This window comes from Acinetobacter sp. Li1LvA2 (assembly GCF_056156705.1).
On sequence record NZ_JBSICF010000003.1, the window covers coordinates 440687 to 462552 of the forward strand.

Sequence of the window (21866 nt, forward strand, 5' to 3'; positions counted from 1 at the left end):
GAAGATTTCTATCTTTTGTTTTGATGTAGATTCTTACACAGTTATTTATATTACTTTTATCTTTTTATGCTTTAATCAAGCGTGTTTAAATCTCTTTAAATTTCAGGATTAAGGTTATGAGTACAGCAATTAAAACCCGTGAAATTCAATATACTGCACCAGATGGCAGCCATTTAATTGGTTACTTTGCGGCTCCAGATAGTGAAACACCTGTTGCGGGTGTAATTGTTGGTCCTGAGTGGTGGGGTCGTAACGAATATACTGAACAACGTGCACGTGAGCTTGCTGAACATGGCTATGCTGCGCTTGCAATTGATATGTATGGCGATAAAAAAGTAACCTCGACTGCCGCTCAAGCCTATGAATGGATGATGCAGACATTTGAAAATTTAGATACAGTTACCGATCGGGCCAATGCAGCGCTTCAAACTCTAGCGGCCCAACCAGAAGTAAACAGTGAAAAACTTGCTGCAATTGGCTTCTGCTATGGTGGCAAAGTCGTGCTAGATCTTGCTCGCTCAGGTGCACCACTTAAATCAATTATAACGTTCCATGCTACATTAGCTCCAAAAGCACCTGCTCAAAAAGGCAACATTCAAGGTGAAGTTTTAGTACTACATGGTAAACTAGACAGCATGGTCACCTTAGAAGATGTTGCTAATTTTGAAAAAGAGATGCAAGCTGCTGAGGTTAAACACGAAGTAGTGGTTTTAGAAGGTGCTAAACATGGCTTTAGTAACCCACTTGCAGATGAGAAAGCTAAAGCGAACGGTGTAGACCTTGGCTACAATAGCGAAGCTGAAAAACAAGGCCTTGCTAAAATGTACGCTTTGTTAGATCGTACTTTAAAATAAAAGAAGCCAATTTGGAGCAAATGTTTTTTCGCATTTGCTCCCTTAAATGTTTATGACTTTGCAATATTTTTACTGTATTTTTTAAACCATACTTCAATAACTATTACTCCCGTTGAGCTAGACCAAAGCCTAGTCTTATTTCCCGCACTCGGGGTTTAATGGAATAACATGAGAGGATACAACAATGACTGACAAGAAATGTCCGTATTGCGAATTTGATGAATATGACATCATTGATAAGAATGAATTTGCTGTAATTTTGCCTGATTCTAATCCACTAGCTAAAGGCCACTGTGTAGTAACACCATTGCGCCATGTTCGTTCTTTTTTTGATATCACTTCTAAAGAACATCAAGGCTTGCTTACACTCCTTGAAATTGCTCGCCACGAAACACAGCTTCGCCATCAACCAGACGGTTTCCATATCGGCTTCAATGATGGTGAAGTTTTTGGACAAAATTCAGATCATTTCCACATTCATGTCATTCCGTACTACAAAAACCAACCATTGAAACTTGACCAACGTTGGGGTGTACAAAAGGATTAATCCTTTTTATACATGAAACAGAGATTGCTCATTATCAAGTAATCTCTGTTTTAACACACTCTCGCTGTTCGCCTGCTTTAAACAAAATTTCATCTAAATTTCAGCTATAATTTAGCCCTTACTTCTCTTCTATAGCTGTTCATGCCTGAATTTTCTTTTTCTGATGCCCTTTTAAACTGGTTCGATCAACATGGTCGTCACGATTTGCCTTGGCAAGTTGCAGATGATCCGTACAAAGTTTGGGTTTCTGAAATTATGTTGCAGCAGACTCAGGTGAAAACGGTTCTGCAATATTTTGACCGTTTTATGGAGCGCTTTCCTACGGTAGAAACATTAGGTCATGCAACTTGGGATGAAGTAGCACCTTACTGGGCGGGTCTTGGCTATTACGCTCGTGCACGTAATTTGCATAAAGCTGCTGGTCTTGTTACTCAGCAGGGCAAGTTTCCTGAAACACTAGAAGAATGGATTGCACTACCCGGCATTGGTCCCTCTACAGCAGGTGCACTCATGTCTTTGGGTCTACGTCAGTACGGCGTGATTATGGATGGCAATGTGAAACGCGTTTTAGCTCGCTTCTTTGCTATTGAAGATGACTTAAGCAAACCACAGCACGAACGTGAGATGTGGAAACTCGCTGAAGACCTTTGTCCTACATATCGCAACCATGACTACACTCAAGCAATTATGGACTTGGGCGCGACCATTTGTACGCCTAAAAAGCCTCTTTGTTTATATTGTCCAATGCAAGCTCATTGTCAGGCTTATCAACAAGGTTTAGAACAAGAATTACCTTTTAAAAAACCGAAAAAAACACCGCCTGTTAAAACAGCAGATGTTCTTATTATTCAATGCGAAGATGAATGGTTCTGGCAACAACGCCAAGCCCATGGTCTATGGGGTGGTTTATTCTGTTTACCTATTTTAGAAAATGAACATGAACGACTGAGCTTAAGCCAGCAATTTAAATTACAGCCTCAACCGCAAACTTTTCAGATCAGTCATAGCTTCACTCACTTTACATGGTTACTTAATGCTCATATGTTCCACGTGGAACCTGATCAAAAAGAACATCTGGCGATTGAACTTGAAGGCCAATGGTTGAGTCCAGAACAAGCTATTGCTAAAGGAGTTCCAACTGCTATGAAAAAATTGATCTCGACGAGTCGTTCGTGACATAGTGAACAAAATAATTTTGATATGACTATGACAGGGAGTATTTTGTGCGACGCTTTGTTTCTCATTTCTCACTTGGTTTTCTGATTATTCTATTGGCTGCCTGTGCTAGTGCACCTAAAAAACCTGCTCCACTTCCACCTGCTCAAGTTAATAAACTTAAAAGTATGCAGCTTCCAAATCGACTGCCTGTACCCGTGAAAGGTGTCGATCGAGATGAGTTAAAAGACACATGGGGAGCCGCTCGCAGTCAGGGTCGTAGTCACGAAGGAATTGATATTTTGGCTCCACGTGGAACCAAAGTGTACAGTGCAACTGAAGGGCTCGTTGTCGATCTTCGCAATAACAACTTAGGTGGCAAAGTCATCTGGATTTTAGGTCCAGCTGGAACATGGCATTATTATGCCCACCTTGATGACCACAAACGTGGCTTAAATGTTGGTGACTATGTCAAAAAAGGCGATCTAATTGGCTATGTCGGCAATACGGGCAATGCACGTTATACTTCACCACATCTTCATTACGGACTTTATCTAGAGGGTAAAGGTCGTGGTGCTGTTAACCCTTATTCTTATTTACGCTAGGAACACTTTATGTCGGAAGCGCTGATCAATCGCTTAGTAGAGTTTGCCGAGTCAGGCAATCAGCAAAAGATCATTTTAAATGGCAATAGTTATCAAGGCTGGATCATGGAAATCAGCGATGATGCCCTGCTAATCAGTACCGGTTTTTCAGATAAAGTTGGTAAAGACTTTTGGCTAAAGTTTGAAGACTTAACTCAAGCTGAACTGTATTATTGGGATACTCGCCCAAATGAATGGGTGTTATTTAAACTTTAAAATTCTAAGATAAATATAAGGAGCATTATCATGAAAACTCAACGTTGCGGATGGTGTTCCGATGATCCACTCTATATTGCCTACCATGATGAAGAATGGGGTAAACCCGAACATGACGAAGCACGTTTATTTGAGATGCTTTGCCTTGAAGGCCAACAAGCTGGTTTATCTTGGATTACCGTACTGAAAAAAAGAGAAAGCTACCGTCAGCATTTTTTTAATCATCCGATTGCAGATATTGCGTCATTTACTGATGACTTTTTAGAACTAAAACTATCCGATGCTGGCTTAATTCGTCACTTAGGCAAACTCAAAGCTATTCGTGATAATGCATTTGCTTGGCAAGCGCTCAAAGCACAAGTCGGTGACGTTCCTACATGGCTTTGGCAGTTTGTGGATGCAGCCCCACAAAACAATGATGTTGTAGATTATCGTAAGGCTCCAGCACAAACTGAGCTCAGCGTAAAACTTTCCAAAACGCTTAAAAAGAATGGTTTCAAATTTGTCGGCCCAACCACCTGCTATGCTTTTATGCAAGCAGTAGGCATGGTCGATGATCATGAAAATAATTGTCAATTTAAAGCTTCATAACCCACCAGAACGGTTCAAAGCCGCTTAAGGAGTTCCAATGAGCAATAATACGATTCAGGCTTATGCTGCAATGCAGGCAGGTGAAAAACTAGTTCCTTATCAATTTGACGCTGGTGAATTGCAGCCGCATCAAGTTGAGGTAAAAGTTGAATACTGTGGTTTATGTCATTCTGATATTTCTGTTTTAAACAATGAATGGCGTTCTACTGTCTACCCTGTAGTTGCAGGCCATGAAATTATTGGACGAATTGTTGCTTTGGGTTCAGAAGCCAAAGGTCTACAAATCGGGCAACGTGTTGGTATTGGCTGGACCGCGGAAAGTTGCCAAGCCTGCAATGAATGTATTGGTGGTCAGCAAGTACTTTGTACGGGCGAAAATGTTGCAACAATCGTGGGACATGCCGGTGGCTTTGCAGATAAAGTCCGTGCGGGTTGGCAGTGGGCCATTCCCCTCCCTGAAGATTTAGACGCTGAAAGTGCTGGTCCTTTACTTTGTGGCGGAATTACCGTTTTTGACCCGCTTTTGAAACATAAAATTCAAGCAACACATCATGTCGGTGTGATTGGTATTGGTGGCTTAGGTCATATAGCTATTAAGCTACTCAAAGCTTGGGGCTGTGAGGTCACTGCATTTAGTTCCAACCCTGATAAAACAGAGGAACTTAAAGCAATGGGGGCAGATCATGTCGTGAATAGCCGTGATACAGACGCGGTAACAGCACAAAAAGGGAAATTTGATTTATTGCTCAGCACAGTAAACGTGACCCTAAACTGGCGTGCTTTTATTTCTACGCTAGCACCAAACGGTTCGTTGCACTTCTTGGGGCTTACTCTGGAGCCTGTTCCTGTTTCTGTAGGTTCACTTATTAGTGGTGCTAAGTCAGTGACAGGTTCACCGACGGGTTCACCAGCTGCACTACGTCAACTTTTGAAGTTTGCTGCACGCAAAAAAATTGCGCCTCAAATTGAGCTATTTCCAATGTCACAGCTCAATGAAGCAATTGAACGTTTACACTCAGGTCAGGCACGCTACCGCATTGTGTTGAAAGCAGACTTCGCAGAATAAAACTAACTCACAGTTTTCATCTGTTGTCGTGACCATTCCGCCAAGTCACTAATTGCTTGGCGGACATCTGCTGTTAATTCATGACCCGCATTTAAACGAATGAAGTGCCGATATCGTTCATCCTCACCAAAAACATGGCCCGGTACCACGGTAATTCCTTCAGCTTTCGCAGTATAATAAAGCGCTAAGGTATCTACTTCCTTTGGTAATTGTATCCAAAGTGCGTAGCCCCCTTCTGGCTGACTTAACGCAATGGGAAGGCCGTCAAAGGCTCTTAAAATACAACTGCGATATTGCTCGACCTGTCGCATTAGATTTGGTCGTAGCTGCTCTAAATGCTCTCGATAACCACGGCTATAAATAAAATCAGCTAAGCCTAATTGTAGCGGTGTATTTACGCCAATATTGCTTGCCAGTAGCTCAAGTCTTAAATGCTGTAGCTTCGAACTTAAACAAAACCACCCCACCCGATATGCGCTCGACAGTGACTTAGAAACTGACCCACACCAAATGACATAGCCTTCGCGGTCCCAATATCGAATAGGTAATGGTCGTTCGCCACTGTAGCCACACTCTCCATAAATATCATCTTCAATAATAAAGCACTGATATTTTGCTGCTAATTCAGCAATCTTTTGTTTTTCTGCATTACTTAAACAATATCCTAAAGGGTTTTGATAGTTGGCTGTCATTAAGCAAACCTTCGCCAAACCCTGCTGCATCAATGATTCTAAGCGCTCAAGATCGACACCTCGATGATGCGCCGGAATTTCAATAATCTGCCGTTTTAAGCCTGCTAAAAGCTGTAATTGCCCATTAAAAGTAGGCGTTGGAATTAAAATACTATCCCCGACTTCTGTTAAATGTTGAATCACTAAAGACAAGGCTGGCATACAACCATTGGTAATAAAAATATCTTCTGCTGCGATAAAAATCCCATCTTCACGCCAATGATCAGATAGCGCTTTTCTTAATTGCTCATGCCCTTGTTTATTACAGTAAAGAAAGTCTTGAGGCTGACAATTTTTTAAAGCCCGTTGAATAGAACGACGTAAACCTTCTACTGGAATAAAATGAGGCGTTAACTGAATAGAGCCTAATGGTACAAGATGACTTTGTAAGGAAGCTTCTTGAATTTGATTATGCAGCTCTAGATTTGAGACTTGTCGAGGTAAAGACAAGAAATCCGGACTTTCAGGAATGGGGCCAGATTGATTGCGTGCAACCACAAAATAACCTGACTTCGGTTTTACATAAATCAGCCCCCTCGCCTCAAGTAATTCATAGCAACTTTTTGCCGTGCTTAAGCTAATACTGTGCTGACGAGCGAAATCTCGTAAAGAAATCAGCTTCTGATGAGGCTTGAGCTCATCTTGATAAATTCGATGTGCTAATTGATTGGCAAGAACCTGATATTGAAAAGTCATTCTGTGCTGCTTTTTTAAAAATTTCTGTATCTGTACTGGTTTATAGAACACCTTTACTCTATATAAATCAACTCAAATAGTAGCAAGATCATGAAATTAAAAGCTATATTGTTATTTACTATTGTTTTAGCAGGTTGCCAGCCACAATCCAAAAAAGAGCAGTACAGACATACGGTTTGCCAAAGTCTCATTGAAGGTTATTTAAAAATGACCAATCAACAAGACTATAAAAGGGAGCAACGCACTGATGATGAGGCCAGTGCGATTTCTCATTATCAATATAAGCGTAATAGCTCAAATGAAGTTGTCATGGTGAATTCAACTTATTCCAAATTATATTTTAGTTGTCGACAACAGCAAAAAAGCTATTTTCTGGCCCAGCATTCATCAGAGGGACAAATCACTCCAATTTTAGAAGTTCATTTTCCAACTGATGGCTATGCTACTTTTAGAGAGCGCTTTTAAAACCATCTTTTAACTGTTCTGCCAAAAACTCAATGAATAAACGGATTCGTTTTGGTAGATGCTCTTGTTGATAATACACAGCATGGATGCTTTGATATTGATGCTCAATTTGATCTTCGAATAATGCAATCAAGCGTCCTTCTTGAATATCTTTCCAAATTTCAAATTCAGATAGTCGTGCAATACCATGGCCTCTAATCGTGAGTTGGCGTACCGTCTCACCACTAGAAGCTTTAATATTTGCTTGTGCAAAAAAATATTCATCGCCGATTTTAATCGGCCAGCTATTAATATAGGCAGGTCTGGTAAAACCAATCAGGTCATGCTGTTCGAGTTGTTCAGGTTGTGTTGGTGTGCCCTTAATCGCTAGATATTCTGGGCTCGCAACAATAAATAAGCGACTTTTACACACCAGTTTGGCATGCAGACTCGAATCATTAAGCTCCCCAAACCGAAATGCCACATCGGTTTTATGCTGCAATAGATCAATCACCTGATCATTACTATTTAATTCAATTTCAATATTTGGATAGTACTCACGAAACTTATGCATTAATGGGGCAATCACGTGTAAAACAAACGGCGTTGCTGAATCAATACGAATGAGTCCCGCAGTACCCTGATCCGATTTTTGTAGTTCTTCTTCAGCCGCATTTAGTTCATTTAAGATTTTACGGGCCTTTATAAGAAACTGCTGCCCTTCTTGAGTGAGTTTCAATTTACGTGTCGTTCGCTCTAACAAAGTCACATCTAACTTTGCTTCCAAGCGTGTTAAAGATCGACTAACTCCCGAAGGTGTTTGTTTTAAATGCTCTGCTGCCGCAACAAAAGAACCCGTATCAACGATTGCGATAAACGCGACGAGTTCTTCAATTGTTGATTTCATGTCTTATTCCATTATTGACTAATGATCAAAGATATTTTGCTTATTCATCTATTTTTTCGCAACAATAAAAAAAGCAAAATGCACATCAAGTTAAATGATTATTCAAATTTAGGTAAACACATGAATATTCCACGTTTTGGTCTAGGTACTTTCCGTCTTAAAGAACAAGCAGTCATTGATTCTGTGAAAACTGCTTTAGACGTAGGTTACCGTGTAATTGATACTGCTCAAATCTATGACAATGAAGCAGCGATTGGTCAAGCCATTGCCGAAAGCGGTGTATCACGTCAGGACTTATTTCTAACCACAAAAATCTGGGTAGATAATTTTGCTCAAGATAAGTTTATTCCGAGCTTAAAAGAAAGCTTAGAAAAGCTTCGTACTGACCATGTCGATTTAACTTTGATTCATTGGCCAGCACCAGATTTAGGCGTTTCGATTCCTGAAATCATGAAGCTTTTACTTGAAGCGAAAGAACAAGGTCTTACTCAACAAATTGGTATTTCAAACTTCAATATTGAGCTTACTCAACAAGCGATTGATACAATTGGTGCTGAAAATATTGCAACCAACCAGATTGAGTTAAGCCCTTATCTTCAAAACCATAAACTTGTAAATTTCTTACAAGAGAAGAATATTGATGTCACTTCATATATGACGCTTGCGTACGGTAAAGTGCTTCAAGACCCAGTTTTAACTGAAATTGCAGCAGCTCATAAAGCAACGACAGCGCAAATTGCACTTGCATGGGCATTGCAACGTGGTTTTGCAGTTATTCCATCTTCGACTAAACGTGAAAACCTGATTAGCAACTTAAAAGCACAGGATATCGAGTTAACTTCAGCTGAAATGCAAATGATTGCCGAACTTGATCGTAACAGTCGTGAAGTTAGCCCAGAGCCATGGGCACCAGTTTGGGACTAAACTCATGAACACTCAATCAAATACGGCGTTCTCGTTATTGGCATTGGCAATTGGTGCCTTTGCCATTGGCACCACAGAATTCTCTCCGATGGGACTGTTGCCGAATATCGCTAATGATTTAGGGATTTCAATTCCAACGGCTGGAATGTTAATTACGGGCTATGCTCTTGGCGTCATGCTAGGTGCGCCTTTCATGACCCTGTGGTTTGGTGGTTTTGCACGACGTAATGCGCTTATCTTCCTGATGGCGATCTTTACGGTAGGTAACCTGATAGCAGCGTTTTCACCAAGCTATATGAGCTTATTAGGTGCGCGTCTCATCACAAGCCTTAACCATGGTGCTTTCTTCGGGATCGGTTCAGTTGTTGCAGCAAGCATTGTGCCCACACATAAACAGGCCAGTGCTGTAGCAACCATGTTTATGGGATTAACCATTGCCAATATTGGTGGTGTACCGTTGGCAACATGGGTTGGGCAAAACATTGGCTGGCGTATGTCTTTCCTTGCGATTTCATTGCTTGGTGTGATTACTATGCTCGCTTTATGGAAAGCATTACCACAAGGTATGGTTGCCCAAAAGCCGAATGTGAAAGCTGAGTTGAAAGTGTTAACGCGTGCCCCTGTAATACTTGCTCTACTTACCACCGTGCTTGGTGCAGGTGCAATGTTTACGCTCTATACCTATATCGCGCCAAGTTTGACTGAGTTTACACATGCTTCACCGACCTTCATTACGTTCATGCTCATGTTGATTGGTGTAGGTTTCTCTGTTGGTAACCATTTAGGCGGTCGCTTTGCAGATTTGTCTATTAACAAAACTCTGATTGGTTTCTTGGTTCTGTTAATTGTAATGATGGTGACTTTCCCAATCCTTGCACAAAGCCAGATTGGAGCAGCCATTGCATTAGTGATCTGGGGTGCTGCAACTTTTGCTTTAGTTCCACCATTACAAATGCGTGTAATGTCTGTCGCTCACGAAGCACCAGGCCTTGCCTCTTCAGTAAATATCGGTGCCTTTAACTTAGGTAACGCAGTTGGAGCAGCAGCAGGTGCATTAGTACTCGATTTAGGTTGGGGTTATAGCGCAGTATCATTTGCTGGTGCATTGCTAGCAGGGTTAGGTTTGTTATTGGTTTTATTCCAAATCAAACGCGAGAGTAGTCCCGCCCAAGCATTACAGCAGTGTTCAGATTAATAAAAAAAGCGCCTGATCTCAGGCGCTTTTTTTTAAGCTATTTATTTTAAAATTTCTGGTAACTTGGGTTGCTCGTAAATCGGACTCGTCACTTCCCGCTTCATTTTCAGCAACATCTGGTAAGGTTGCTGTTGAACAAACATATTTACGAAGCTCAGCGGAATCGCACCGGCTGGGTCAGCATAACCACTTGTGGTTACTTTAACTTTGTTATTTGCAAGTTTCTGGAAGGTCCAATCACCTTCATAGCGTGTTAAGCGCACGACATCAGGTTGTATTGGATAATTACTATTAATTGCTGTGTTCTTAATGGTAATGAGACCATTGGCCGCTTTACTCATTTTTCCTTTCACAACCACATCGCGATCTTTTAGAGGAAATGGAAAATCTAATAGCATATAGAGTGTGAATTCACCCTTTTTTTCATCTTGAGACAACATCTGAACCTTGCCCATATAAGGCACCCACTGATCAGCACGATTTACATCTAAAATCACAGCGACAGCGCGTTCAAGTGGTACATCAAAAGTCGTTTCAGCTTTATATTGAAAGACTGGATTATCAGTCTTTTGATAGGTCCAGACTTTAATATTATTACGGTCTAAGCTGAGTTTAGCTTTTTCCGTAGAAGCAGCCCCCGTCCAGAGGCTGCTTAAGCAAAGAAGAGTGGTCAAGGCAATTTGTTTTTTATTCATGTTCTGCTCTATCTTGTTTTTCTCGCTACACATGGAATACGGACAGGGTTTTAAACCTGTACGTCGTTCAATCCTAAAACATCTTTCATGTCATATTTACGCGCTTCACGGCCCACAACCCACGCAGCAGCTCGCACTGCACCAGAAGCAAAGTTCATACGATTCGTTGCTTTATGAGTCACTTCAACGCGCTCACCTTCACCAATGAACATCACAGTGTGCTCACCAACGATATCGCCACCACGAATAGTTTCAAAACCAATCGTTTGACGGTCACGTGGACCTGTGTGCCCTTCACGGCCATAAACAGCAACTTCTTTTAGGTTACGGCCTAAAGTATCTGCAATCGCTTCACCCATCATTAACGCTGTACCTGACGGCGCATCTACTTTATGACGGTGGTGAGCTTCAATCACTTCAATATCTACTGTATCGCCAAATACTTTTGCTGCAAGCTCAAGTAACTTGATTGATACATTTACACCTACTGAATAGTTCGCTGCGTAAACTACAGGTGTATGAGTGGCAACTTCGTCTAATTCAGCTTTTTGCTCATCTGACATACCTGTTGTACCAATAACCATGGCAACCCCAGCTTCACGGCAAAGCTTCAAATGCTGAGCAGTTGCAACTGGTGCAGTAAAATCAATGATTACATCGCAATCTTTCAGAACATCGGCCAAGCTTCCTGAAACCTTCACACCCACTGAACCAATACCAGCAAGCTCACCAGCGTCAGTGCCCACCAAACTACTTTCCGGACGCTCTACCGCAGCAGCTAATTGATAGCCTGCTTGTTGAACTGCTTGAATAAGCGTACGGCCCATACGACCGCCTGCACCTAAAATACCAATGCGTGGAGCTGCTGACATAATCCTTCCCAATCTTCTGTTTTACGTAATTTGTCTACTATATCAAAACTCTTTGCTCACGATAAAAAGTAAAAATTATTTTTTGAGATGAACTGAAATTTAAGCTGTTTTCACAAAAGTTAAAGAATTGATCTGCACACTACGGGCCACGAATGAAAAAAAGATGACTATAAGGAGTTCAACATGCATTCGAGAATTATTGGCTTTACTGTAATGATGGGGATTATGAGTTCAATGGCATTTGCAGAGCCTGCAATCCAGCCAGGAGACACATTAGAAAGCTTATCTAAAGCACGTATTACAACTAACGTAAGTACTCAAACAGCAACACCTACAGCTCAAACTGTAGCAACTGATGCCAACACTGACGTTAAAGTTGAAGATATTGACCCGATTATTGGTGAAACAACAGCAGAGGCACCCAAAGTAGCTGTACAGGCAGAAGCTGTAGCCGTACCAGTAATCAAAAATGCTCCTACTCTTGCTTCTAGCGAACCGACTGTAAGTGTTAATGATATTGATGTTGCTCATCCTACAGAGTAAGCAGACGTAATTTTCTTTTAAGCAGAATAAAAATAATAAGATGAATCAGCGCAATAAAAAGGCGGATATTTTATCAATATCCGCCTTCTTTTTAATTTCTTATCTAATCAACTATTAATCGAACAAACGATCAAAGAATGATTTTTTCTTCGGTGAAGACGCACTGTCTTCGCCATCAAAAGAAGCTTGCAACTCTTTGAGTAATTCACGTTGACGAGAATTTAAGTTGACTGGTGTTTCTACCACAATACGGCAAAGTAAATCACCCACCATGCTGCTACGTACTGGACGAACGCCCTTGCCACGTAAACGGAATAATTTACCTGTTTGAGTTCCCTCAGGAATCTTCAAGCTAACGCGACCTTCCAAAGTTGGAATTTCAATTTCTTTACCAAGTGCAGCATCAGCAATGCTCACTGGTACGTCCATATAAAGATCGGCACCATCACGTTGGAAAATTTCGTGTTCACGAACAACGACTTCAACGTATAAATCACCTGATTGGCCATCACGAATTGCTTCGCCTTTACCACTCAAACGAACGCGGTCACCATTATCTACACCCGCTGGAATTGTAACTTCCAACGTTTGCTGGCGATCAGCTACACCTGAACCATGACATGCCTGACAAGGGTTTTTAATAATTTTACCTTGGCCACGACAAGTACCACATGTTTGTTGTACAGAGAAGAAACCTTGCTGCATACGTACTTGTCCTGAACCATGACAAGTTTTACAGGTTTCAACATCTTTTGGATTTTTTGAACCTTTACCATCACACACATCACAAGGTGCTGGAGCAGTAAAGGTAATGGTTTTTTTCACCCCTTTTACAGCTTCTTCAAGGGTAAGTTCCATTACATAGCGTAAATCTGATCCGCGACGTTGACGCTGTTGACGTCCACCACCACCGAATGCACCACCGAAGATATCACCGAACTGGCTGAAAATGTCTTCGGCACTAAATCCACCAAAGCCACCACTACCGCCGCCAAAGCCGCCTTCGAACGCATTATGACCCATGCGATCGTACATGCTACGCTTTTCGCTGTCCGATAAAACTTCATAAGCTTCAGCAGCTTCTTTAAATTTCTCTTCAGCTTCGGCATTGTCAGGGTTTCTATCAGGATGATATTTCATCGCCAATTTACGGTAGGCTTTTTTGATCTCATCATCACTTGCGGTTTTTGAAACGCCTAAAACCTCATAATAATCACGTTTAGCCATTTTTGGCGGTGCTCCTCACGGAATTTTATCAATACTCTATTGCCGACTAAATGGGGGGCTTTAGCCGAATTTACAAGGGTAAAATGTTTAAAAAATAGATATATTAAAAAACTGCCTTATTTTTTAAATATTTAGACAAGCCTTTTAACCATGCATTTAATAGAAATAACCACGCAATAGCGCTAAATACTACACCAGCAACCGTAGAGGCGGTTACCCAGAGGTTACTGTCCCATGCAAAAAAGAAGAGCGGAATAAACCAGACCACAGCAAAAATTGCCATACAAAGAAATAGAATCCCGTTTCGCATAATCCATAGTGCATGCGCATGAATCCAAACTTCTGCATTATCTACAACCGCCACTTTACGAGCAACCAAATAAGCAAAGGCCGCAAAAATAACCGTAAACAATGCAAGAAACATGAACGCATAAGAAATTACTATATAACGGCGATGCTGTTCGATATGGTCTTGCCCCATCTGTATTTCACCTCAATTCACTGCACTTAGCCTATTTTTTATGCAGCGAAATAATCCTGTATTTTTTGTGTAAAGACAGGTGCTACTATATTGGAGTTTTCAATATTTCGCACCTTTATTCACAAAAAATTTATGTATTTTATGCGGTTTTTTTCACCTTAAACCACGCTGCGTAGAGCGCAGGTAAGAAAAATAATGTCAGTAGGGTGGCAACAATCAATCCACCCATGATCGCAACTGCCATTGGACCAAAGAAAATACTTCGTGAAAGTGGAATCATGGCCAAAACTGCGGCTAATGCAGTCAAAATAATTGGACGGAATCGACGTACTGTCGCCTCGATAATCGCCTCCCACGTCGGATGCCCTGCTTGCCTGTCTTGTTCAATTTGATCAATTAAAATAAGCGAGTTACGCATGATCATGCCAGAGAGTGCAATTGTGCCCAACATGGCCACAAAGCCAAATGGTTTGTTAAATAGAAGTAAGAATAAAACCACACCAATTAAACCAAGCGGAGCTGTTAATAACACAATAGTCGCGCGGGATAAGCTTTTGAGCTGAATCATCAGTAATGTCATAACCACAGCCAAGAACAGTGGCATACCCGCATTAACGGAATTTTGCCCACGTGCAGACTCTTCTACAGTTCCACCGACTTCAACCAGATAACCACTTGGTAATTCAGCACGTAACTTATCCATTGATTCAGCTAACTCGCCAACTACTGTAGCTGGTTGTAATTGAGTGCGGATATCTGCGCGAACAGTAATGGTCGGTAAGCGGTTACGATGCCAAATTAAACCATCTTCAAATTTATACTCAATTTTAGCGATTTGAGCTAAAGGCACAGTCGTTCCATTGGTTGTTGGTACGGCTAAACTTGCCAGTGAAGCTACTTCAACTCGCTCGCTCTGATCACCACGTAAACGGATTTCAATGAGTTCACGCTTTTCACGATATTGCTCAATCGCACTACCTGTAATTGATGCATTAATAAAGTTCGCTAAATCCAAACTAGAGACACCCATTTGTCGAGCGCGGTCTTGGTCAATTTGAATTGAAATAATCTTACTCGGCTCACCCCAATCTAAATGCACATTGGTGGTATTCGGGTTTTCGCTAATCAGCTTAGCGACTTTCTGTGCTTCTTGACGGACCAGATTTTGATCTTCACCCGACACCCGATATTGCAATGGATAACCAACAGGAGGGCCATTCTCCAGTAATGACACGCGAGTACGAACTTGCGGCAGCAATTGTCTAATTTGTTTGTCTAACGAGCGTCGAATTTCATCACGATCATCAAGCGATGACGCGAGTACAACAAACTGCGCGAAACTGGCTTGCGGTAATTGCTGGTCTAACGGTAAATAAAAACGTGGTGAACCTGTACCGACATATGCCACATAGTTATCAATACCTTTTTGTTTAGACAGGAATTTTTCAACCTTTTTCACAGCTTGTTCTGTCGCTGTTAAAGAAGCACCTTCTTCAAGTTTTAAATCGACTAAAATCTCGGCACGATTCGAAGGTGGGAAAAACTGCTGAGGAACGATCTTAAACATCAGCACAGATAGCACAAAAATACCCACCGTCGTCGCAATTACGGTTTTACGGTAAGTCACACAAAACTCGACCATCTTTCTAAAACGTAAATAGAAATTAGATTGATAAGGATCGTAGTGATGGTCCTGTGAAATGGCCACAGTTTGCGGTTGCGGTTTTTTAGTTAATCTCGCCCATAAACGAACATACCAAGGTGCCTGATGTCCTGTTTTAGTAAAATCGGGTAATAGCTTTTCGCCTAAATAAGGTACGAATAAAACTGCTGCAATCCAAGAGACTAATAAGGCAATCGTCACCACCTGAAAGATAGAGCGAGTGTATTCACCTGTACCAGACTGAGCGGTAGCGATCGGTAAGAAACCAGCCGCAGTAATCAGTGTTCCGGTGAGCATCGGAAATGCTGTTGTTTTCCACGCAAATCCGGCAGCTTTAATTCGGCTATAACCCTGCTCCATCTTAATTGCCATCATCTCGACGGCAATAATGGCGTCATCGACTAACAAACCTAGCGCCAGAATCAAGGCACCTAGTGAAATCTTATGCAGCCCAACATCGAATAGATTCATCCCCGCAAAGGTCATTGCTAAAACTAAAGGAATAGAAAAAGCGACAACCAATCCTGTACGAAAACCTAAAGAGAAAAAGCTCACTAACAAGACAATAATAACTGCTTCAGCGAGTACCTTGATAAACTCATGAATACTGCGTTGTACCGCTACAGGTTGGTCAGAAACTTTTTGGAGCTTCATACCTAAAGGTAAAGTTTTTTGTAGTTGGGCAAATTCTGTGTCGAGATTTTTACCTAAGGCAATAATGTCACCGCCCTTACGCATTGATAAAGCAATACCAATCCCATTTTCACCCATGAAGCGCATGCGTGGCTGAGCAGGTTGACTAAAACCACGGTAGACATCAGCGACATCTCCGAGCTGAATGGTTTTATCACCTACCAGTAAAGGCATTTTCTTAATTTCATCAATGTTTTGTAAATGACCGCTTACCCGAATCTGGATGCGGTCTGTGCCTGTTTCAAAAAAACCTGCACTTGCCATACTGTTTTGCTTTTGTAAGGCATCTTGAATCGCTGTAACTGGAATACCAAGCTGTACCGCTTTGGTGTTAGAAATCTCAATCCAGATTTTTTGATCTTGCAGACCAATTAGTTCGACCTTACTGACATCCTTGACGCGTTGAAGCTGTAATTGCAAACGATCTGCATATTCCTTAAGAAGTGCGTAGTCAAAGTCTTTGCCTGTCAGTACATAAATATTGCCGTAAGTGTCTCCAAATTCGTCATTGAAAAATGGACCTTGTACCCCGTTTGGCAGTTCATGACGTATATCATTTACCTTTTTACGAACGTTGTACCAAACATCGGGAATCTTGTCAGAAGTCAGTGAATCCTTCGCCACAAAAGTGACCAACGACTCACCTGGACGGGAGTAAGCCATAATCTTGTCATACTGCCCTGTTGTCATGAGTTCCTTTTCGATACGGTCCGTAACTAAAGTAGAAACTTCTTTGGCAGTCGCCCCCGGCCAGTAGGTCTGCACCACCATGACCTTAAAGGTAAATGGTGGATCTTCACTTTGTGATAATTTTGAATAAGAGATTGCACCGATAATGCCAAGCAACAGCATGAAATAAAGGACAATGCCTTTATTATTTAATGCCCATTCCGAGAGATTGAATTTCATGGCTGGGTTGCTCCCTGAATTTTCACCCCACGGTTTTCACGATCAATCGGATGAATCTTCTGTTTATCACGTAGCAAATGTACGCCGCCAATCACAACCCAATCATTTGGAGTCAAGCCAGATAACACAGGTACGCTGTCTTTGCCATATGCACCAATCGTTACAGGTACTTTACGCAAAGTCTGGTTCGCATTAACCACCCACACATAAGGTTGATTATCTGTTGCTGAAACACTTGAAAGTGGCACACTCATCACATTGGTTTGAGTCGAGCTAAAAAATACGCGTGCACTTTGTCCAAGCTGAATAGCAGATTGACCTTCTTTGAGGGCAACTTTGACCGTAAATGTACGAGACTGATCCGCCGCTGGGGAAACTTCGCGCACATAACCAGCAAATCGGTCATTTGGTTTAGACCATAACGTCACCCAAGCTGCTTGGCCAACCTTGATCTCGGAAACCGCTTGTTCTGGCACACCAATCGCAACTTCACGCTCTCCATCAATAGCTAGTTGATAAGCCGCTTGGCCCGCAGCAACCACTTGTCCAATTTCAATGTTTCGTGCAGTAATTACCCCGTTTTTATTAGAAACGAGTTGGTTATAACCAGTTTGGTTTGCAGAAACTTCATAGTTAGAACGAGCTTGCTGTAGAGCCGCTTGCGCAGCGTCATATTGATTTTTTACCGTATCGAATTGCGAACGACTCACCGCATTAATCGGCAATAATTGCTGAAAACGTTTAAGTTCGTCTGCTGCTGTTTTTGCTGAAGCCTGTGCATTGTCCAGTTGGGCTTTAGCGGCATTTAATTGTAGCTGAGCATCTGCCACGTCAAGCTTTGCTAAAACTTGTCCGACTTTAACTCGATCTCCTACATCCACGTAACGTGCCGTAACCTGTCCACCGACCCGAAATGCTAAAGCTGTTTGCTGTCTAGCCTGCACATCCCCTGCATAGCTTTTTTGTTCATTGAGTGTGGTCAAGGGTTGGACCACCATCACATAGGGTATTTCTTCTGTTTTGGGAGCTTCTTTACTACACCCCATTAATGTGACCGTACAAACAATCACCATACTCATGATGAGAGGTTTTAACAGATTCATATCTTATCGCTCTTATTCAAACTGATTTTTTAAGGCACAATATGCTTGCATCATAAATTGTTTATTTTTTAATTAATATACCCATGGGTACATTAATTAAAGAAAAACTTATAAATTGCTATCTTTTTAAATTTTTATCAGAGGGTTTTGTGCAAACAGTTAATCAAAGTGGTCGCCCCAAAGATCTGGAAAAACGTGCTCGTATCTTACAAGCCGCGAAAGCTATTTTTTTAAAATCTGGCTATCACGGTACCAGCATGAACCAGATCGCACAGGAAGCAGAGGTCACTAAACTCACGGTTTATAATCACTTTCAAGACAAAGCAAACCTGTTTATCTGTGCGATTACAGAAACCTGTGAAGAGACACTGTGCACTAAACAATTTGAATTAGATGCATCAGCAGACTTTTATCAAGCACTCTTTATTGTTTGTTCAGGCGCCTTGCAGATTATTTACTCACCTGAAGCATTAAAGCTTGAACATGTATTATTTGAGCTCGCAGCAGAACAAAGTCCTCTCACTCTACAGTTTTTTGATGCTTCACATACACGACTGCAAAATCAGTTAACTGAGTTTTTGCAAAAAGCGGCTCAATTAGGTTTTATTCAAACCGATGACCCTAATTATCAAACCGAGCTTCTTTTGTCTTTATTGCTTGGCGTACGCCACCAGAAGGTTCTACTTAGAATTATTGCTGTACCGAATGCACAAGAGCTAGAAAAAATTATTAGAGATGCAATTCATTTATTTTTGCTCAAATATCGGAATTAAACCAAAGTCCGATTGCCAAAAGTTGCACTGAGTGCATGTCTACTTTTAAGACGCAATAAGCGAATTAAATGTTATTTTTTAAGCAAAAATTCACATTTTCTTACGCTCAAAGCTTGGAATGTTCGCTAATCGCGCTATATTCGATAAGAATAAGAACAGGAGAAAATAGCATGGTTCAGCAAATCGATGCGCCACTGCGTGAGGATGTCCGTTTACTTGGCAATTTGTTAGGTGAAACCCTAAAACAACATGCAGGACAAGAACTGTTTAATCAGATCGAGCAAATCCGTGCTCTTGCAAAAGGCGCACGTGATGGTCAAGCTGAAGCCGAAAAGCAATTAGAACAATTATTTTTAGAATTGCCCGATGAAGAGCTACTTCCTCTTACCCGCGCTTTTTCTCATTTTTTAAATTTTGCCAATATTGCCGAGCAATACCATGTGGTTCGTAGCCGCAGACAGGCAGAGTTTGATTCGGAGGCTAATTCTCCAAATCCACTTGTTCACTTATTTCAAAAATTTAAAGATAAAAGTATTTCGACAGAAAAACTGTTTCAGCAAATTTGTGATCTCAATATTGAGTTAGTACTTACGGCGCACCCAACCGAAGTCAGCCGTCGTACCCTCATTCAAAAATATGATGATATCAATGCATGTTTATCTCAACTTGACCAGCAGAAACTTACTCCGCGCGAACGACAAAATGCACTTGCCAACTTAAAGCAACAAATTAGTTCGGCATGGCAAACAGATGAAATCAGACAGCATCGCCCGACTCCAGTCGATGAAGCAAAATGGGGCTTTGCCACAATTGAGCAAACACTTTGGAATGCTGTACCTAAATTTATTCGCGAATTAAATGAGTTGGTTCAAGATAATTGCCAACAAAACTTACCCCTTAACATTGCGCCTGTGCGCTTTGCTTCTTGGATGGGCGGAGACCGTGATGGCAACCCAAATGTTACTCATCAAATTACCCAAGAAGTACTGTGGTTATCACGCTGGCAAGCTGCCGACCTTTACCTAAGAGATATCGAAAACTTACGTTGGGAACTTTCAATCCAAACCTGTTCTGAAGAAATGATTCAGGCTATTGGTAACCAACATGCAGAACCTTATCGTGAATATTTACGTGCTACACGCGAACGTTTAAAAGCGACTCGCCACTGGTTAGCTCAACGCTTACAAGGTTTAGAAGCAGATGACAGCAATGTCATTAAAAGCAAAGACGAACTCTTACAACCGTTATTACTGTGCTATCGCTCTTTAATCGACAGTAACTTACCTGAAATTGCGAATGGTCAACTCCTCGACTTTATTTACCGTGTGAACTGTTTTGGTATTGAACTACTTAAACTCGACATTCGCCAAGAATCAGGTCGTCATCGTCAAGCGATTTCAGCAATTACCGAATATTTAGGTTTAGGTAATTTTGAATCGTGGACTGAACAAGCGCGCCAAAACTTCCTGATTCAGGAATTACAGAGCAAGCGCCCGCTTTTACCGAAATATATTAATGAACCTGAAGGCAGTTTGATTGGTCATCCAGATGTTCAAGAAGTATTTGCAACCATGCGTACTTTGGCAGACCAACCGCCAGAGTCTTTAGGGGCTTATATTATTTCGATGGCTGAATATCCAAGTGATGTTTTAGCTGTGTTGCTATTGCAAAAAGAAGCAGGTATTCAGCACCCTTTACGTGTAGTTCCTCTGTTTGAAACTTTAAAAGATTTAGATGGCGCTGCAACTACTATGAATACGCTGTTCAATATGCATTGGTATAAACAGCACATTCAGGGTAAACACGAAGTGATGATCGGTTACTCCGACTCTGCAAAAGATGCCGGTTTCATGTCAGCTAACTGGGCGCAATATCGTGCTCAAGAAGAGCTCACTGCAATTGCTCAAAAACACGGCGTACAGTTAACGCTATTCCATGGCCGTGGTGGTTCAATTAGTCGTGGTGGTGCTCCAACACAACAGGCACTATTTTCGCAGCCACCGGGTTCGATCTCTGGTGCAATCCGTGTCACAGAACAAGGTGAAATGATTCGCTTCAAGTTCGGTCTAGAAGGGATTGCTATGCAAAACCTTGAAATCTATACCGCCGCAACACTCGAAGCGACTTTATTACCACCACCAGAGCCTAAAGCCGAGTGGCGTGAAATCATGAACCGTATGACAGATCATTCTGTTAAGGTTTATCGCCAGACAGTGCGTGAAAATCCACATTTTGTGAAGTATTTACGGACCGTTACCCCTGAACTTGAATTACAAATGTTGCCATTAGGCTCACGTCCAGCAAAACGTAAAGTGAGTGGTGGTATTGAGTCGTTACGTGCGATTCCATGGGTATTTGCATGGACTCAAATCCGTTTGATGCTACCTGCATGGCTAGGTACTGGTGCAGCAATTAATGAAGTGATTGCCGATCAGCAAAAAGCAACGCTTGATGAAATGCTCCAGCAATGGCCTTATTTCCAGACGCTTATTGATATGCTGGAAATGGTATTGTCTAAATCCGACGCCAACATTGCACTCTATTACGAGTCTCATTTGACTGACGATGAAGATTTAAAAGTGCTCGGTAATCAATTACGTCAGCGCCTAAAAGATGCTGTTGAAACACTCCTTAAATTGAAAGATGAATCAAAGCTTCTTAGTAACAACGAAGTTCTTGATCAATCAATGCAGGTTCGTAAACCGTACTTACTTCCTTTGCATCTTTTACAGGCTGAACTCATGAAACGCCGCCGTGATTATCTTGCTGAGCGTCAGGCAGAGAACACACCTGTTGACCATGCACTTATGGTGAGTATTGCGGGTATTGCTGCTGGTTTACGTAATACGGGCTAAGCTAATTTTACCAATTGTTTAACAAAGCAGTGCATCTCGATGTGCTGCTTTTTACTTGCAAAATTCTCTATTTTTCTTAAAT

General features: G+C 41.5%; 21 protein-coding genes. 13 read left to right on the forward strand and 8 right to left on the reverse strand.

The genetic code is table 11. From position 1 onward, the window contains the following. Nucleotides 1-116 precede the first annotated feature (116 nt). The 7 genes from ACS604_RS09375 (at nt 117) to ahr (ending at nt 5073) form a co-directional block, all read left to right on the forward strand. Nucleotides 117-854, forward strand: coding sequence for a dienelactone hydrolase family protein (locus tag ACS604_RS09375; protein ID WP_474771422.1), 738 nt, complete (start codon nt 117-119; stop codon nt 852-854). Between the two features lie 184 nt (nt 855-1038). After that, nucleotides 1039-1401 carry an HIT family protein gene (locus tag ACS604_RS09380; protein ID WP_004790215.1) on the forward strand — a complete coding sequence of 121 codons (363 nt, stop codon included), beginning with the start codon at nt 1039-1041 and terminating at the stop codon, nt 1399-1401. Between the two features lie 141 nt (nt 1402-1542). After that, the gene (gene mutY, locus ACS604_RS09385; RefSeq protein WP_474771424.1) at nt 1543-2577 is read left to right on the forward strand and encodes an A/G-specific adenine glycosylase; all 1035 of its coding nucleotides are present in this window, start codon (nt 1543-1545) and stop codon (nt 2575-2577) included. 47 nt (nt 2578-2624) lie between these two features. Then, the gene (locus ACS604_RS09390) at nt 2625-3161 is read left to right on the forward strand and encodes a M23 family metallopeptidase (RefSeq protein ID WP_474771426.1); all 537 of its coding nucleotides are present in this window, start codon (nt 2625-2627) and stop codon (nt 3159-3161) included. A 9-nt stretch (nt 3162-3170) separates the two neighbouring features. Continuing rightward, on the forward strand, nt 3171-3416 hold the full coding sequence (locus ACS604_RS09395) for a hypothetical protein (protein ID WP_001287364.1): 246 nt from the start codon (nt 3171-3173) through the stop codon (nt 3414-3416). A gap of 30 nt (nt 3417-3446) precedes the next feature. Continuing rightward, the gene (locus ACS604_RS09400) at nt 3447-4007 is read left to right on the forward strand and encodes a DNA-3-methyladenine glycosylase I (protein ID WP_174727167.1); all 561 of its coding nucleotides are present in this window, start codon (nt 3447-3449) and stop codon (nt 4005-4007) included. A gap of 37 nt (nt 4008-4044) precedes the next feature. Beyond that, nucleotides 4045-5073, forward strand: a complete 1029-nt coding sequence (ahr, locus tag ACS604_RS09405; RefSeq protein WP_474771428.1) for an NADPH-dependent aldehyde reductase Ahr — start codon at nt 4045-4047, stop codon at nt 5071-5073. Between the two features lie 2 nt (nt 5074-5075). On the opposite strand, the gene ACS604_RS09410 is transcribed toward ahr, so the two are convergent. Continuing rightward, nucleotides 5076-6500 (reverse strand): aminotransferase-like domain-containing protein, encoded by a 1425-nt coding sequence (locus ACS604_RS09410; protein WP_474771430.1) that lies wholly within the window; start codon nt 6498-6500, stop codon nt 5076-5078. 90 nt (nt 6501-6590) lie between these two features. On the opposite strand from ACS604_RS09410, the gene ACS604_RS09415 reads away from it, so the two are divergent. Then, nucleotides 6591-6965, forward strand: a complete 375-nt coding sequence (locus ACS604_RS09415) for a hypothetical protein (protein WP_474771432.1) — start codon at nt 6591-6593, stop codon at nt 6963-6965. On the opposite strand, the gene ACS604_RS09420 is transcribed toward ACS604_RS09415, so the two are convergent. After that, nucleotides 6949-7851, reverse strand: a complete 903-nt coding sequence (locus ACS604_RS09420) for a LysR family transcriptional regulator (RefSeq protein ID WP_474771434.1) — start codon at nt 7849-7851, stop codon at nt 6949-6951. The two genes, ACS604_RS09415 and ACS604_RS09420, sit on opposite strands and share 17 nt — an antisense overlap. A gap of 120 nt (nt 7852-7971) precedes the next feature. Between ACS604_RS09420 and dkgB the strand changes: the two genes are divergently transcribed. Further along, nucleotides 7972-8775: a 2,5-didehydrogluconate reductase DkgB gene (gene dkgB, locus ACS604_RS09425; protein ID WP_474771436.1), complete on the forward strand. Its 804-nt coding sequence runs from the start codon at nt 7972-7974 to the stop codon at nt 8773-8775. Between the two features lie 4 nt (nt 8776-8779). Beyond that, on the forward strand, nt 8780-9970 hold the full coding sequence (locus tag ACS604_RS09430) for an MFS transporter (RefSeq protein ID WP_005300360.1): 1191 nt from the start codon (nt 8780-8782) through the stop codon (nt 9968-9970). A 41-nt stretch (nt 9971-10011) separates the two neighbouring features. On the opposite strand, the gene ACS604_RS09435 is transcribed toward ACS604_RS09430, so the two are convergent. Then, on the reverse strand, nt 10012-10665 hold the full coding sequence (locus tag ACS604_RS09435; protein WP_005300357.1) for an START domain-containing protein: 654 nt from the start codon (nt 10663-10665) through the stop codon (nt 10012-10014). Between the two features lie 50 nt (nt 10666-10715). Continuing rightward, on the reverse strand, nt 10716-11537 hold the full coding sequence (dapB, locus tag ACS604_RS09440; protein WP_049837587.1) for a 4-hydroxy-tetrahydrodipicolinate reductase: 822 nt from the start codon (nt 11535-11537) through the stop codon (nt 10716-10718). A gap of 183 nt (nt 11538-11720) precedes the next feature. Between dapB and ACS604_RS09445 the strand changes: the two genes are divergently transcribed. Next, nucleotides 11721-12080, forward strand: a complete 360-nt coding sequence (locus ACS604_RS09445) for a hypothetical protein (RefSeq protein WP_474771438.1) — start codon at nt 11721-11723, stop codon at nt 12078-12080. A gap of 114 nt (nt 12081-12194) precedes the next feature. On the opposite strand, the gene dnaJ is transcribed toward ACS604_RS09445, so the two are convergent. The 4 genes from dnaJ to ACS604_RS09465 all read right to left on the reverse strand — a co-directional run bounded on the left by dnaJ (nt 12195) and on the right by ACS604_RS09465 (nt 18156). After that, nucleotides 12195-13307: a molecular chaperone DnaJ gene (gene dnaJ, locus ACS604_RS09450; protein ID WP_474771440.1), complete on the reverse strand. Its 1113-nt coding sequence runs from the start codon at nt 13305-13307 to the stop codon at nt 12195-12197. Between the two features lie 103 nt (nt 13308-13410). Then, entirely contained in the window at nt 13411-13788 is a 378-nt protein-coding gene (locus tag ACS604_RS09455) for a hypothetical protein (protein ID WP_004790237.1), read from the reverse strand. Between the two features lie 139 nt (nt 13789-13927). Beyond that, on the reverse strand, nt 13928-17053 hold the full coding sequence (locus ACS604_RS09460) for an efflux RND transporter permease subunit (protein WP_443270608.1): 3126 nt from the start codon (nt 17051-17053) through the stop codon (nt 13928-13930). Then, nucleotides 17050-18156, reverse strand: coding sequence for an efflux RND transporter periplasmic adaptor subunit (locus tag ACS604_RS09465; RefSeq protein WP_474771442.1), 1107 nt, complete (start codon nt 18154-18156; stop codon nt 17050-17052). The genes ACS604_RS09460 and ACS604_RS09465 overlap by 4 nt, the downstream gene beginning before the upstream one ends. Before the next feature lie 149 nt (nt 18157-18305). Here ACS604_RS09465 and ACS604_RS09470 point away from each other — a divergent pair, with 149 nt between their 5' ends. Next, nucleotides 18306-18929, forward strand: a complete 624-nt coding sequence (locus ACS604_RS09470; protein WP_034596129.1) for a TetR/AcrR family transcriptional regulator — start codon at nt 18306-18308, stop codon at nt 18927-18929. Between the two features lie 170 nt (nt 18930-19099). After that, a complete protein-coding gene (gene ppc / locus ACS604_RS09475; protein ID WP_004790246.1) occupies nt 19100-21784 on the forward strand; it encodes a phosphoenolpyruvate carboxylase in 2685 nt (894 codons plus the stop codon). Nucleotides 21785-21866: the final 82 nt, after the last annotated feature.